The sequence below is a fragment of the Acidovorax sp. SRI_002 genome (genome assembly GCF_057586455.1).
The window spans coordinates 96,360-110,597 of record NZ_JBYCZW010000006.1; the positions used below are offsets into that span (position 1 = coordinate 96,360).

Annotated in this window: 11 protein-coding genes; 9 read left to right on the top strand and 2 right to left on the bottom strand. The window is 67.0% G+C overall.

Going from position 1 to position 14,238, the window contains the following annotated elements:
• Positions 1-22: 22 nt before the first annotated feature.
• The 5 genes from AC2YJX_RS17325 to AC2YJX_RS17345 all read left to right on the top strand — a co-directional run bounded on the left by AC2YJX_RS17325 (position 23) and on the right by AC2YJX_RS17345 (position 5,816).
• Positions 23-751 (top strand): pirin family protein, encoded by a 729-nt coding sequence (locus tag AC2YJX_RS17325; protein WP_431151657.1) that lies wholly within the window; start codon positions 23-25, stop codon positions 749-751.
• A 129-nt stretch (positions 752-880) separates the two neighbouring features.
• Positions 881-1,687 carry a hydrolase gene (locus AC2YJX_RS17330; RefSeq protein WP_487256773.1) on the top strand — a complete coding sequence of 269 codons (807 nt, stop codon included), beginning with the start codon at positions 881-883 and terminating at the stop codon, positions 1,685-1,687.
• Positions 1,688-1,850: 163 nt separating this feature from the next.
• On the top strand, positions 1,851-3,752 hold the full coding sequence (locus tag AC2YJX_RS17335) for an amidohydrolase (RefSeq protein WP_487256774.1): 1,902 nt from the start codon (positions 1,851-1,853) through the stop codon (positions 3,750-3,752).
• A complete protein-coding gene (locus AC2YJX_RS17340; RefSeq protein ID WP_487256775.1) occupies positions 3,749-4,162 on the top strand; it encodes a DoxX family protein in 414 nt (137 codons plus the stop codon). Before AC2YJX_RS17335 ends, AC2YJX_RS17340 begins: the two co-directional genes overlap by 4 nt.
• Complete coding sequence (locus AC2YJX_RS17345; RefSeq protein ID WP_487256776.1) at positions 4,155-5,816, top strand: MFS transporter; 1,662 nt, start codon at positions 4,155-4,157, stop codon at positions 5,814-5,816. The genes AC2YJX_RS17340 and AC2YJX_RS17345 overlap by 8 nt, the downstream gene beginning before the upstream one ends.
• A gap of 98 nt (positions 5,817-5,914) precedes the next feature.
• Here the strand turns inward: AC2YJX_RS17345 and AC2YJX_RS17350 are convergent, their stop codons facing one another.
• Complete coding sequence (locus AC2YJX_RS17350; protein ID WP_487256777.1) at positions 5,915-8,011, bottom strand: molybdopterin-containing oxidoreductase family protein; 2,097 nt, start codon at positions 8,009-8,011, stop codon at positions 5,915-5,917.
• 130 nt (positions 8,012-8,141) lie between these two features.
• Here AC2YJX_RS17350 and AC2YJX_RS17355 point away from each other — a divergent pair, with 130 nt between their 5' ends.
• A complete protein-coding gene (locus AC2YJX_RS17355; RefSeq protein ID WP_218299015.1) occupies positions 8,142-9,290 on the top strand; it encodes an ABC transporter substrate-binding protein in 1,149 nt (382 codons plus the stop codon).
• Positions 9,291-9,344: 54 nt separating this feature from the next.
• Here AC2YJX_RS17355 and argE read toward each other — a convergent pair whose 3' ends face one another.
• Entirely contained in the window at positions 9,345-10,505 is a 1,161-nt protein-coding gene (gene argE / locus AC2YJX_RS17360; RefSeq protein ID WP_055396963.1) for an acetylornithine deacetylase, read from the bottom strand.
• Positions 10,506-10,582: 77 nt separating this feature from the next.
• Between argE and AC2YJX_RS17365 the strand changes: the two genes are divergently transcribed.
• From AC2YJX_RS17365 to AC2YJX_RS17375, 3 genes are all read left to right on the top strand, one after another.
• Complete coding sequence (locus tag AC2YJX_RS17365) at positions 10,583-11,794, top strand: M20 aminoacylase family protein (RefSeq protein WP_218299013.1); 1,212 nt, start codon at positions 10,583-10,585, stop codon at positions 11,792-11,794.
• An 86-nt stretch (positions 11,795-11,880) separates the two neighbouring features.
• Entirely contained in the window at positions 11,881-12,978 is a 1,098-nt protein-coding gene (locus AC2YJX_RS17370) for a M14 family metallopeptidase (protein WP_487256778.1), read from the top strand.
• A gap of 204 nt (positions 12,979-13,182) precedes the next feature.
• Positions 13,183-14,223, top strand: a complete 1,041-nt coding sequence (locus AC2YJX_RS17375) for a helix-turn-helix transcriptional regulator (protein WP_487256779.1) — start codon at positions 13,183-13,185, stop codon at positions 14,221-14,223.
• Positions 14,224-14,238 lie beyond the last annotated feature (15 nt).

A 14,238-nucleotide genomic window follows, 5' to 3' on the forward strand; every position in this document is an offset into this window, starting at 1 on the left:
CGACGAAGAAAGGACCTGCACCATGCTCGACATCCGCAAAGCCCAACACCGCGGCAACGCCAACCACGGCTGGCTCCATTCGCGCCACACATTCTCCTTTGGCCACTACCACGACGCCAACCAGCAAGGCTTCTCCGACCTGCTGGTCATCAACGACGACCGCGTGGCCCCGGGCAAGGGCTTTGGCACCCACCCGCACCGCGACATGGAAATCTTCTCGTACGTGCTGGAAGGCGCGCTGGAGCACAAGGACTCCATGGGCACGGGCTCGGTCATCCGCCCCGGCGACGTGCAGATGATGAGCGCCGGCACCGGCGTGCGCCACAGCGAGTTCAACCACTCCAGCGACGAGCCCGTGCATTTCCTGCAGATCTGGATCGTGCCCGGTGTGCGCGGCGCCGCACCCCGCTACCAGCAGGTGCATTTCAGCGAGGCCGACAAGCGCGGCCGCCTGCGCCAGATCATCTCGCCCGAAGGGGCTGACGGATCGCTGGCCGTGCACCAGGACGCCCGGGTTTACGCCGGCTTGTTCGACGGCAGCGAAGAGTCGGCCGATCTGGACGTGGGCCCGGGCCGCAACGTGTATGTGCACGTGGCCCGCGGCAGCCTGGACGTGAACGGCGAGCGTCTGTCCGAAGGCGACGGCGCCCGCATCCGCGACGCCGGGGCCCTGCGCTTTGCCAACGGCGAAGGCGCCGAGGTGCTGGTGTTCGACCTGCGGCCCAACGAGCTGCCCACGATGCCGCACTGAGCGCATGGGGCGCACTGAGGAGCGGGGTGGGCGATGCCGCCCATCCCTTGCGCCCCGGCCCGCCGCATTGCCTTGTCTATTTTTTGTTTTTCTCGACGTCCTTCATCTTCAATTTCCAGGGAGTTCACCATGACCAACGCCAACGCCAACGCCAACGCCAACGCCAACGCCAACGCCAACGCCAACGCCAACGCCAACGCCAACGCCAACGCCAACGCCAACGCCAACGCCAACGCCAACGCCAACGCCAACGCCAACACGACCGCCGCAGCCAACGCCACCGCCCGCCCCGTCGCCTACGCCAAGCCCGGCGCCACGCTGCTGAACACCGACGACCACACCCTGGTCATGATCGACTTCCAGTCGCAGATGGCCTTTGCCACGCACTCCATCGATGCGATCACGCTGCGCTCCAACGCCGGCCTGGTGGCCAGCGCCGCCGCCGGGTTTGGCGTGGACACCATCCTCACCACCGTGGCCGAAAAGAGCTTCAGCGGCCCCATGTTCGAGGAAGTGACCGCACCGTTCCCCGGCCAGGCGCTGCTGGACCGCACCTCCATGAACACGTGGGAGGACGAGGCCGTGATCGCCCGGGTCAACGCCATCGGCAAGCCGCGCATCGTGCTGGCCGGCCTGTGGACCAGCGTGTGCATCGTGGGCCCGGCGCTGTCGGCGTTGGACCAGGGCTTCGAGGTGTATGTGATCGCCGACGCCAGCGGCGACATCTCGGCCGAAGCCCACAACCGTGCCATGGAGCGCATGGTGCAGGCCGGCGCTCGGCCCATCACGGCATTGCAGTACTTGCTGGAGCTGCAGCGCGACTGGGCGCGGGGCGAGACGTACAACATGACGACGGGCATCGCGAAGAAGTTCGGCGGCGGCTATGGCCTGGGCATCACCTACGCCAAAAGCATGTTCAACGCCCAAGAAGCCTAAAAAAAAGGGTGCATTGGCCTACTGCGCGACCCGATCCCGCACCTGCGGTTCTCGCCGTACGCTTGTACGGCTGCGGTCCTCGATGCAGGCTAGGGCCGCTCGCTACGGCCACTGCACCCTTTTTGCGCTCTGCCATTGCTGAAATCCTTTGAAGTCCGAAGACATGACACAACCTGCCACCACTCCCGACCTCATCCTGCGCAACGGGCGCTTCACCACGCTGGACCGCGCCAATCCCACGGCAAGTGCGGTCGCCATTGCGCAAGGGCGCTTCACCAAAGTGGGTGATGACCGCGAGGTGATGGCGCTGGCCGGTGCGGGCACGCGGGTCATCGACCTGGGTGGGCGCAGCGTGCTGCCGGGGCTCATCGACAACCACCTGCACATCATCCGCGGCGGCCTCAACTTCAACATGGAGCTGCGGTGGGACGGGGTGCGCAGCCTGGCCGATGCCATGGCCATGCTCAAAGCGCAGGTGGGGGTGACACCCGCGCCGCAGTGGGTGCGCGTGGTGGGCGGCTTCACCGAACACCAGTTTGCGGAAAAGCGCCTACCCACATTGGCCGAGCTGAACGCCGTGGCGCCGGACACGCCCGTGTTCATCCTGCATTTGTACGACCGCGCGCTGCTCAACGGCGCCGCGCTGCGCGCGGTGGGCTATGGCAAGGACACGCCCGCGCCACCCGGCGGCGAGATCGTGCGCGACAGCGCGGGCAATCCCACGGGCCTGCTGCTGGCCAAGCCCAATGCGGCCATCCTGTATGCCACGCTGGCCAAGGGCCCCAAGCTGCCGCACGACTACCAGGTCAACTCCACGCGCCACTTCATGCGCGAGCTCAACCGCCTGGGCGTGACCGGCGCCATCGACGCGGGCGGCGGCATGCAGAACTACCCGGATGACTACGACGTGATCCAGGAGCTGGCCGATGCCGACCAGCTCACCATCCGCCTGGCCTACAACCTGTTCACGCAAAAGCCCCAGCACGAGAAGGAAGACTTCCTGAACTGGACGGCCACCTCGCAGTACAAGCAGGGCACGGACTACTTTCGCCACAACGGCGCGGGCGAGATGCTGGTGTTTTCCGCCGCCGACTTCGAGGACTTCCGCCAGCCCCAGCCCGAGCTCGCGCCCGGCATGGAAGGCGAGCTGGAAGAGGTGGTGCGCATCCTCGCGCAGAACCGCTGGCCCTGGCGCATGCACGCCACCTACGACGAGACCATCGAGCGCGCGCTCAACGTGTTCGAAAAGGTCAACCAGGACACACCGCTGGTCGGCCTGAACTGGTTCTTCGACCATGCCGAGACCATCTCGGAAAAGTCCATCGACCGCATCGCTGCCCTGGGCGGCGGCGTGGCCGTGCAGCACCGCATGGCCTACCAGGGCGAATACTTCGTGGAGCGGTACGGCGCTGCTGCGGCCGAGGCCACGCCCCCGGTCAAGCGCATGCTGGAGAAGGGCGTCAATGTGTCCGCCGGCACCGACGCCACCCGCGTGGCCAGCTACAACCCCTGGGTGTCGCTGTCCTGGCTCGTCACTGGCAAGACGGTGGGCGGCCTGCAGCTTACGCCGCAGCGCAACTGCCTCACCCGCGACCAGGCCTTGCGCATGTGGACCGAGAACGTCACCTGGTTCAGCAACGAGCAGGGCAAGAAGGGCCGCATCGAGGCGGGCCAGCTGGCCGACCTCGTCGTGCCCGACCGCGACTTCTTTGCCTGCCCCGAGTCCGACATCGCCGACACCACGGCCCTGCTCACCGTGGTGGGCGGCAAAGTGGTCTATGGCGTGGGCGACTTCGCGCGCTTCGACGACGCAGCCCCGCCGCCCGCCATGCCCGACTGGTCGCCCGTGCGCACCTTCGGCGGCTACGGCGCCTGGGGTGCCCAGGGAGGGGCGGACGGCGCGCCGCTGCAGGCCGTGCTGCGCAACGCGGCGGCGAACTGCGGCTGTGCGAGCAACTGCAACCTGCACGGCCACGCCCATGCCACGGCCTGGAGCAGCAAGCTCCCCGTGTCCGACCTGCAGGGCTTTTGGGGTGCGCTCGGCTGCGCCTGCTGGGCGGTGTGACGGTGCAGCACGCATTGCAAAACGCCGCCACCGCGCCCTGGGTGCAGACGCTGGCGCTGCTGTGCCTGTGCGCCGCGTACCTGCAGGGCGGCATCGGCAAGGCCCGCAACTTTGCGGGCGCCGTGGCCGAGGTGCGCTCGCTCGGCCTGGCCCCCGCCGCGCCCATCGCTGCCGCCACGCTGGTGCTGCAGCTTTCGGCCTCGGCGCTCATTCTGTCGGGCTGGTACCGCTGGCTGGGGGCGCTCGCCCTGGCGGGCTTCACGGCGCTGGCCGCCTTGCTGGCAGACCGCTTCTGGGCCGCGCCGCCCGACGAGCGGCAGCGCAGCGCCAACGCATTTTTTGAACACTGGGGCCTGGTGGGCGGCATGCTGCTCGTCGCCTGGCACGACCTCGGAGGCCGCCATGTCTGATCACCGCCCAACCAAACCCGACACCACCACCGCACCGGGCAGCTTTGCGCCGCTGGCCATTCCCGTCTTTGCGGTGCTGTGGACCGCCACGGTGCTGGGCAACATCGGCAGCTTCATGCGCGACGTGGCCAGCGCCTGGATGGTGACCGAGCTCTCGTCCAGCCCCACCGCGGTCGCGCTGATCCAGACCGCCGCCACGTTGCCGGTCTTTCTGCTTGCCATCCCTGCGGGCGTGCTGTCGGACATCCTGGACCGCCGCCGCTTCCTCATCGGGGTGCAGGTGCTGCTGGCGGCCGTCAGCGGAACGCTTCTCATCCTGGCCAACACCCACACGCTGACGGTGGAGTGGCTGGTGGCCCTGACCTTTGTGGGCGGTATCGGTGCCGCGCTCATGGGCCCCACCTGGCAGTCCATCGTGCCCGAGCTGGTGCCGCGCAGCGAGCTCAGGAGCGCCGTGGCGCTCAACTCGCTGGGCATCAACATCGCACGCGCCGTCGGCCCGGCGGCGGGCGGCCTGCTGCTGGCCAACTTCGGCGCGGCCATGGCCTACGGCCTGGACGTGCTGAGCTATGTGTTCGTGATCGCCGCGCTGCTGTGGTGGAAGCGCCCCAAGGCCGAGGCCTCAGGCCTGAACGAGCAGTTCTTCGGCGCCTTCCGCGCCGGCGTGCGCTACGCCCGCGCCAGCCGCGAGCTGCATGTGGTGCTGCTGCGCGCGGCCGTGTTCTTCCTGTTCGCCAGCTCAGTCTGGGCGCTGCTGCCGCTGGTGGCGCGCCGCATGCTGGGCGGCTCGGCAGGCTTTTACGGCGTGATGCTGGGCGCCGTGGGCGCGGGCGCCATCCTGGGCGCCGTGCTGCTGCCACGCTTGCGCAAACGGCTCAACACCGACGGCCTGGTGCTGCTGGCCTCGTTGCTCACCGCCGCCGTCATGGGCGTGCTGACCGTGGCCCCGCCCCAGTGGGCCGCCGTGGCGCTGATGCTGGTGCTGGGCCTGGGATGGATCATCGCGCTGACCACCCTCAACGGCGTGGCCCAGGCCGTGCTGCCCAACTGGGTGCGCGGCCGGGGCCTGGCCATCTACCTCATGGTCTTCAACGGCGCGATGGCCGCCGGCAGCCTGGGCTGGGGCCTCATCGCCGGGCAGGCCGGCTTGCCGGTTACGCTGCTGATGGGCGCGGTCGGTCTGGTGGCGGCGTCGCTCATCTTTCACCGCGTGAAGCTGCCCACCGGTGAGGCCGACCTGCAGCCCTCGAACCACTGGCCCGAGCCGCTGCTGGCCGAGCCTGTGGCGCACGACCGGGGCCCGGTGATGGTGCAGATCGAGTACCGCATCGCTAAGCCCGATCTGCCCGCCTTCCTGCAGGCCATGCAGCACCTGTCTGCCGAGCGCCGCCGCGACGGCGCCTACGCCTGGGGCGTGGCCGAACACACGGGCGAGCCGGGCCGGGTCATCGAATGGTTCCTGGTCGAATCGTGGGCTGAGCATCTGCGCCAACACCACCGCGTGTCCAAGGCCGACGCCGACCTGCAAGCGGAGGCGCTGCGTTTCCATGTCGGGCCGGAGCGGCCGGTGGTGCACCACTTTTTGGCGCTGACGCCTGGCGGATCGGATGGGCAGGGCGCAGCCCCTTCAACCACGGCCTTGCACACGCACTGACGAAGAATATTGGTAAAAATGGCCTCTAGCGCTTATTGGTTAAGCGCTGGTAGCTATCAAATTGATACTGCGTCAGTTTGGCGGGTGACGCAGCCTGATCAGGCGGATGCCAACGCCGGGGTGTCCACCGAACTGGCCTCCACCTCGACGAGGCAGTCATAAAACGTCGGCGCGCGGCCCAAGTCCGTGAGGGCCTGGCTGGTGACCTCGTTCACGTTGGTGCCGTTCAGCCCCAACTTGCGCCACCAGATGCCCAGGCCATTCACAACCCCGGGCCGTGCGCGGCGCGACACGGTGGCGTGGCACAGGTAGCTGCCCCGGTCGTTGAACACGCGCACCACGGCGTCGTTGGCAATGCCACGTGCTTCGGCATCGTCGGGGTGGATCTCCAGCACCGGGCGGCCTTCGATGTTGCGCAGGCTCTGCACATTCACGAAGGTGGAGTTCAAGAAGTTGCGCGCGGGCGGCGAGATCATGGCCAGCGGGTAGCGGGCGTCCGTGCCCTGCAGTTCGTAGTTGGGCAGGTGGTCGGGCAGGCCGTCCAGGCCCTGAGCGGCCAGGCGGGCGCTGTAGAACTCGCACTTTCCAGAGGGTGATGGGAAGTTGCCTTCGGCGAACGGGGCATCGGGGATGGCGAGCGTGGCAAAACCTTGGGTCTCGAGCAGCGCGTAGTCCACCGCGTCGCCAAAGGCCTGGCGGCACAGGGCCTCGTCGCTCTCGGCAAAACAGGGCTCGGCAAAGCCCATGCGCGCCGCCAGGTCGCGGAAGATCTGGGCGTTGCTACGGGCCTCGCCCAGCGGCGCAATAGCGGGGCGGTTGAGCAGCACGTCGGTGTGGCCGTAGCTCAGGTGCACGTCCCAGTGCTCCAGCTGCGTGGTGGCGGGCAGGATGTAGTCGGCGTAGTCGGCCGTGTCGGTGCGGAAGTGCTCCAGCACCACCGTGAACAGGTCTTCGCGCGCAAAGCCTTGCACCACCTTGCCCGAATCGGGCGCCACGGCCACGGGATTGCTGTTGTAGACCACGATGGCCTCCACCTTCGGTCCGAACGCAGGCGAGGCCCCGCGCAGCAGGTCGTCGCCAATGGTGGACATGTTGATGGTGCGCGGTATCTGGGCCGGCATCAGGTCGGGCCGCTGCAGCACGGCGCGCTGCGCGGGGAACTGGCCCGAGCTGGACAGCAGCACGCCGCCCGCGCGGTGGCGCCAGGCGCCCGTGAGCGCAGGCAGGCAGGCCACGGCGCGCACCGCATTGCCGCCGCCACGCACACGCTGCATGCCGTAGTTCAGGCGGATGGCGGCGGGCTTCGTCGTGCCGTAGTCCTTGGCCAGCTGGCGGATCTGCTCTACCGGAATGCCGCACACCTCGGCCGCGCGTTCGGGCGGCCACTGCAGTGCGCGCTCGCGCAGCTGGTCCCAGCCCAGCGTGTGGCGGGCGATGTAGTCGTGGTCCAGCCAGTCGTTCGCGATCAGCTCGTGCATCAGCGCCAGTGCCAGCGCCGCGTCGGTGCCGGGGCGCAGGGCAATGTGCTCGTGGCATTTGTCGGCCGTCTCGCTCTTGCGGGGGTCAATGCACACCAGCTTGGCGCCATTGCGCTTGGCCTGCTGGGCGTAGCGCCAGAAGTGCAGGTTGCTGCCGATGGAGTTGCTGCCCCAGATCAGGATGAGCTGCGATTCGGCAAAGAACTCCACCTTCATGCCCACCTTGCCGCCCAGGGTCTGCACCAAGGCCTCGGCGCCGGCCGATGCGCAGATGGTGCGGTCCAGCTGCGAGGCACCCAGCTTGTGGAAGAAGCGGCGGTCCATGCTCTCGCCCTGCACCATGCCCATGGTGCCCGCGTAGCTGTAGGGCAGGATGGCTTCGGGCGCGCGCGCGGCGATGGCCTGCAGGCGCTGGGCGATGTCGCTCAGCGCCTCGTCCCAGGTCACGGGCACGAACTGGCCGGCCCCCTTGGCGCCCGTGCGCTTGAGCGGCGTGAGCACGCGCTCGGGGTGGTAGCTGCGCTCGGTGTACTTGCTCACCTTGGCGCACAGCACGCCGTCGGTGTGTGGGTGCGCGGGGTTGCCCTGTACGCGGGTGGCCACGCCGTTCTCTATGGTCGTCAACAGGGCGCAGGTGTCCGGGCAGTCGTGCGGGCAGGCGCCGCGCACCTGAGTCGGTACAGATAGAGGGGGATTTGCAGCAGAAGACGTGGGCATTTGGTAGGTTGATCGTTAAACTGGCAATCAGGGTTGGAACGGTTGTGCATATCTAGCCACCCTTCCAAGGAGGCTGCCTACCGGCAGCGCAGAGGGATCGCCCTCGATTCACAAGAGCAGAGATTTCACCATGAACCAACCGGTATTGGGTCGTAGACAGTTTTCCGTGGGCCTGGGCGCTGCAGCGCTGGGGGGCTTCCAGCTGGCACACGCGCAAAGTGAAGGCCGGATTGTGCTGGGCCAGTCTGCTGCCTTCACGGGCCCCGCCGCGCAGCTGGGCGTGCAGTTCAACCTGGGTGCCAAGCTCTTTTTCGACCAGCTCAATGCGCAGGGTGGCGTGGGCAAGCGCACGGTGGAAATCCGCACGATGGACGATGGCTACGAGCCCGACCGCTGCGCCGAGAACACCCGCAAGCTCATTGCCGAAGACGTGTTCGCCCTGTTTGGTTACATCGGTACGCCCACCAGCCTGGCGGCGATGCCTATCTTCACCAAGGAAAAAGTGCCATTCTTTGGCCCCTTTACGGGGGCCGAGGCGCTGCGCCAGCCGTTCAACCGGCTGATCTTCCATGTGCGCGCCTCGTACTACGACGAAACCGCACTCATCGTGCGCCAGCTTACCAACCTGGGCCTCAAGAAGATTGCGGTGTTCTACCAGAACGACGCCTACGGCAAGGCCGGGCTCGATGGCGTGACGAAGGCGCTGACCGAACTCAAGCTCTCGCCTGTGGCCACTGCCACGGTGGAGCGCAATTCGACCGACGTGAAAGCGGCTGTGGACAAGCTGGTGCCGGCCAAGCCGGATGCCGTGGTGCAGATCACTGCCTATGCCTCGGCCGCATCCTTTGTGCGCGCAGCGCGCAAGGCGGGCTTTGGCGGCACGTTCTACAACGTGTCTTTCGTGGGCACGCAGGCGCTGGCCGACGAGCTGGGCAAGGATGGCGCCGGTGTGGTGGTGTCGCAGGTCGTACCTTCGCCCTATCAGCCGTCGCGCCAGATTACCCGCGAGTTTCTGGAAGCCATCAAGAAGGGCGGCGACAAGGTGCAGGCCAACTACTCCAGCATGGAGGGTTTTCTGGCCGCCCGCATCTTCACTGAAGGTCTGCGCCAGGCCCAGGGCAGCGGAAGGCCCACCCGCGAGAGCCTGATCACCGGCATTGAGTCGCTGGGCAGCCAGGTGATTTCGGGCTTTCCGGTCACCTACAGCGCTACGAGCCATGCGGCATCGAAGTTTGTCGAGATGTCCATGCTGACGGGCGACGGCCGCGTGAGGACCTGACTGCAGCGCCGCAGGCCCCGGCGGAGGGCTCTGCGGCATCTATCTGCAAGGCGATCAGCCCAGTGTGCGTGTGCGCACCAGTCCTTGCATGAAGGCCTCGCAGCGCGCCAGCTGCTCCAGGCTCACGTATTCGTCGGGCTGGTGGGCCTGCTGGATGCTGCCGGGGCCACACACCACGGTGGAGATACCCGCGTTCTTGAACAGGCCCGCTTCGGTGCCAAAGGCCACCAGCGTGGTGTTCTTTTCGCCGCTCAGCTCCTGCGCCAGGCGCGTGACCGGGTCGTCCTTGCTGCCCAGAAAACTCGGAATCTCGCAGATGGTCTCGAATTCAAAGCCTGCTGCGGGCGCCACCTTCTTCATCGCAGGCTCCAGCGACTTGGCATAGGCCACCACTTCGGACTGCATCTGCGCTGCATTGGCCGTGGGCAGGTCGCGGAACTCGTAGCGGAACTCGGCGTCGCGCGGCACCACGTTGTCGGCAATGCCGCCGTGGAACTGGCCCACGCTGGTGGTCGAAAACGGCACGTCGAAGCCCTCAAAGCGGGGCTCGTTCTTTTCAAAGTCTTCCGCCATGTCACGCACCCGGCCCACCACGCGGGCGGCCATCTCGATGGCGTTGACCGAATGCGGCGTGAGGGACGAATGCGCCTCCTTGCCGCGCACGCAGCACTTGTAGCGGTACACGCCCTTGTGTGCGATGGCGGGCACCATGCTGGTGGGCTCGCCCACGATGCAGGCCAGGGGCTTGATGTTGGCATCTCGCAGGTCGGCGATGAGCTCTTTTACGCCAAAGCAGCCGATCTCTTCCTCATAACTGAAGGCCAGGTGGATGGCGAAGGGCGCGTCGCTGTTCAGGAATTGCTCGGCGTGCGAGACCGCAATGCCAATGAAGGCCTTCATGTCGGCACTGCCGCGCCCGTACAGATTGCCGTCCTTGACCAGAGCGCTCAGTGGGTCCATGGTCCAGTCCTGCCCGTCCCACGGCACCGTGTCGGTGTGGCCCGAGAGGATCACGCCAGCGGGTTTGCCCTCGCCCAGCGTGGCGAACAGGTTGGCCTTGGTCTTGTCGTCGTTGAAGGTCAATCGGCTTTTCACGCCCAGCTTGGCCAGGTGGTCGCGGATGAAATGGATCAGCTCCAGGTTGGAGTGGTGGCTGACGGTGTTCATGCGCACCAGGGTTTGCGCAAGTTCGAGGGCGTGGGGGGAGAGTGTCATGTTGCAGTGCAAATAAACCCGGGGTGGCGCAAGGGGCGGCCAGCGGGCTAGACTGTGAGATCGTAAGGACACATATCATGAACGTTATTGACTCCATCGTCACCCAGGCGGCCAGTATTGCAGCGGTGCGCCGGGACATTCACGCCCACCCCGAGCTGTGCTTTGAAGAGGTGCGCACCGCCGACGTGGTGGCCCAAAAGCTCACCGAATGGGGCATTCCCATCCACCGGGGGCTGGGCAAGACGGGCGTGGTGGGCATCGTCAAGGGGCGCGACGGTGGCGCCAGTGGCCGGGCGATTGGCCTGCGCGCCGACATGGACGCCCTGCCCATGCAGGAGTTCAACACCTTCGCCCACGCCAGCAAACACCAGGGAAAGATGCACGCCTGCGGCCACGACGGCCACGTGGCCATGCTGCTGGCGGCGGCCCAGCACTTTGCCAAGCATCGCAACTTTGACGGCACTGTGTACCTGATCTTCCAGCCCGCCGAAGAAGGCGGCGGCGGCGCCCGCGTGATGATCGAAGACGGCCTGTTCGAGCAGTTCCCCATGGAGGCCGTGTACGGCATGCACAACTGGCCCGGCATGCCCGTGGGCACTTTTGCCGTCAGCCCCGGCCCGGTCATGGCATCGACCAGCGAATTCAAGATCACCCTGCGCGGCAAAGGCGGCCATGCGGCCCTGCCGCACACAGGCATCGACCCGGTGCCGATCGCCTGCGGCATGGTGCAGACCTTCCAGACCATCATCAGCCGCAACAAGAAGCCGGTGGACGCGGGCGTGATCTCGGTCACCATGATCCATGCGGGCGAGGCCACCAATGTGGTGCCCGACAGCGTCGAACTGCAGGGCACGGTGCGCACCTTCACCGTGGAAGTGCTGGACCTGATCGAAAAGCGCATGCGCCAGATTGCCGAGCACACCTGCGCCGCACACGACGCCACCTGCGAGTTCGAGTTTGTGCGCAACTACCCGCCCACCATCAACTCGCCCGCCGAGGCCGAATTTGCCCGCAAGGTGATGGCGGGCATCGTGGGGGAGGAGCGTGTGCTGCCCCAGGAGCCCACCATGGGCGCCGAAGACTTCGCCTACATGCTGCAGGCCAAGCCCGGTGCGTACTGCTTCATCGCCAACGGCGACGGCGCGCACCGCGAGATGGGCCACGGCGGCGGGCCTTGCATGCTGCACAACCCGAGCTATGACTTCAACGACGACCTGATCCCGCTGGGCGCCACCTACTGGGTCAAGCTGGCCGAGGAATGGCTGGCCCAGCCCGCTGACGCCGCCTGACGCACAGATCCGAGTCATGCCCGCCCTGGCGCCCATCGCGCGCGCCGGGGTGTTTTGTTTCCACCCCCGTCTGAAAGTCCCTGTCCATGATCGGTCTCGTTGACGCGTTTTCGCCCAGTTACGCAAAGGCGCGCACAAAGTTTCTGGAGGCGGCCGCCACCGCAGGCCTGCCCATCGAGTCACATGCCCACCCCCTGAAGGGCCGCGATGGTGAAGACCTGGCCATGGACGTGGTGCGCGACGGCCCGGCCGATGCCAAGAAGCTCCTCATCGTGAGCAGTGCCTGCCATGGCGTCGAAGGCTATTGCGGCAGCGGCGTGCAGGTGTTTGCACTGCGCGACGCCGAGTGGCGTGCGAAGGCGCGCGACGCCGGTGTGGCCACGCTCTATATCCATGCGCTCAACCCGTATGGCTTTTCGCACGTGCGCCGCTTCACCCACGAAAACGTGGACCTGAACCGCAACTTCCAGAACTTTTCAAGGCCCCTGCCCGTGAACACTGCCTACCGAGAGGTGCAGCCCCTGCTGCTGCCCGAGCAGTGGCCACCTGGCCCCGACAACGTGGCCGCTGTGGAGCTGTACATCGCCACCAAGGGCGAAGCGGCATGGCAGGCCGCCATCTCGCAAGGCCAGCATGAGTTTCCGCAAGGGGTCTTCTTTGGCGGCACCGAGCCCACCTGGAGCAACCGCACGCTGCGCCAGGTGCTGCGCCAGCACGGTGCAGGTGCGTCGCACATTGCCTGGATCGACCTGCACACCGGTCTGGGCCCCAGCGGCCATGGCGAACGCATCTATGCGGGCAATGACGACGACGTGGCCGTGGCCCGCGCGCGGGCCTGGTGGGACGGCGGCGGCGCCACGCCAGTCACGTCCATTTATGACGGCTCGTCCACCTCGGCCTTCCTCACCGGCCTGATGTGGACCTCGATCTACGACGAATGCCCGCATGCAGAGTACACCGGCATCGCCATGGAGTACGGCACGGTGCCCGTGCTCGACGTGATGAACGCCATCCGTGCCGAGCAGTGGCTCAACCTGCACCCCGACACGCCCGCCGACAAGGCCGCCCAGATCAAGGCACAAATGCTGGCGGCCTTCTACACCGACACCGATGCCTGGAAGGGGCAGATCATCAGCCAGGCGCGGCAGTCGATGTTCCAGGCGGTGGAGGGGCTGGTTTCTTGAATACTTGGTGAAAAATGCACCTGGCGCTTATCCAGAAAGCGCAAGTAGCTATAAAAAATATAGTATTTCAGGTCCATGGGGCCTGGTTTTTACGAGGGAGCCGCTGGCGCATGGCGGCTACCATCGTTCCCAAAAACCAGGAGACCCCATGGCGCCGCGCCCCCGCACACCCCCCATCCCGCACGCAGCAGAACACGCTGGCCCATGAGGCCGCCCAGCGTGGCACACGTGGCAGCGCAAGCGCAGCAAGCAGATCCCCTGCGCGCGCTCAGCCGCAGCCTGCTCCAGCTGGCTGAACAGGCCCAGCACGCGCCGCCGCAGGACCTGCTGCACCAGGCGCTGCAGACGCTGCGCGGGCTGGTGCCTTTTGATTCGGCGTGGTGGGGCGAGGTGTCGGCAGGCGAGTCTGGCGCAGGGGGCGGCGCGCAGGAGGTGCAGGCCGCGCCGCGCAACTGGCTGCACGGCAGCATCGGCCTGGCCCGGGGTTTTGCCGACGAGTGGAACGCCTTGTCCGCTGCGGACGATTTTGCGAAGCATTCCATGCGCCACCTGGGCGAGGTGATCCGCGAGCGCGACCTGGTCGGCGCGCCACCTGAAGACCCGCAGGTGATGGCCTTCGCAGAGCGGCACGGCCTGTACCACTGCATGGCCCTCACGGCTGAGCTGCCGCACAGCGGACTGCTGTTTTTTGTCTCGGTCTACCGGACGCCCACACACAGCGAATTCACCGATGCCGAAACCGTGCTGTTCGGCGAGTTTGTGCTGCACCTTCTGCAGCACTGGCACCACCGGCTGCAGCGGTTGCAAAGCGATTCGCCCCGCCGGCCCTGGGACAGCTTTGCGCTGGCACAGCCCACGGGCGAGCTGCTGTTTGCGGGCCTGCGCATCAGCCAGGCCCTGCGTGCGGCCCACCCGGAATGGGCGGGCACCCACCTGCCCCCGGCCGTGGTGCAGGCGCTGCCCGGCGCTCCTTGCAACCTGGTGCTGGGCAAGGCCTGCCGCCTGAGGCTGGAGCCCTGCGGCCCGCTGGTGGCGCTGAGCATCGCATCGCGCCAGCACAAGCAGGCGCTGGCCCCGCGCGAGCTGAGCGTGGCCATGCTGTACGCCCAGGGGCAGTCGCACAAGGACATTGCCGCCACGCTGGGCCTCACGCCCGCCACGGTGCGCACCTACCTGCGCACCGCTTACGCAGCGCTGGGTGTGCGCAACAAGCTGGAACTGGTGGCGGCGCTGCGCAACGCGTAGGGCGGTGGCCCGCCG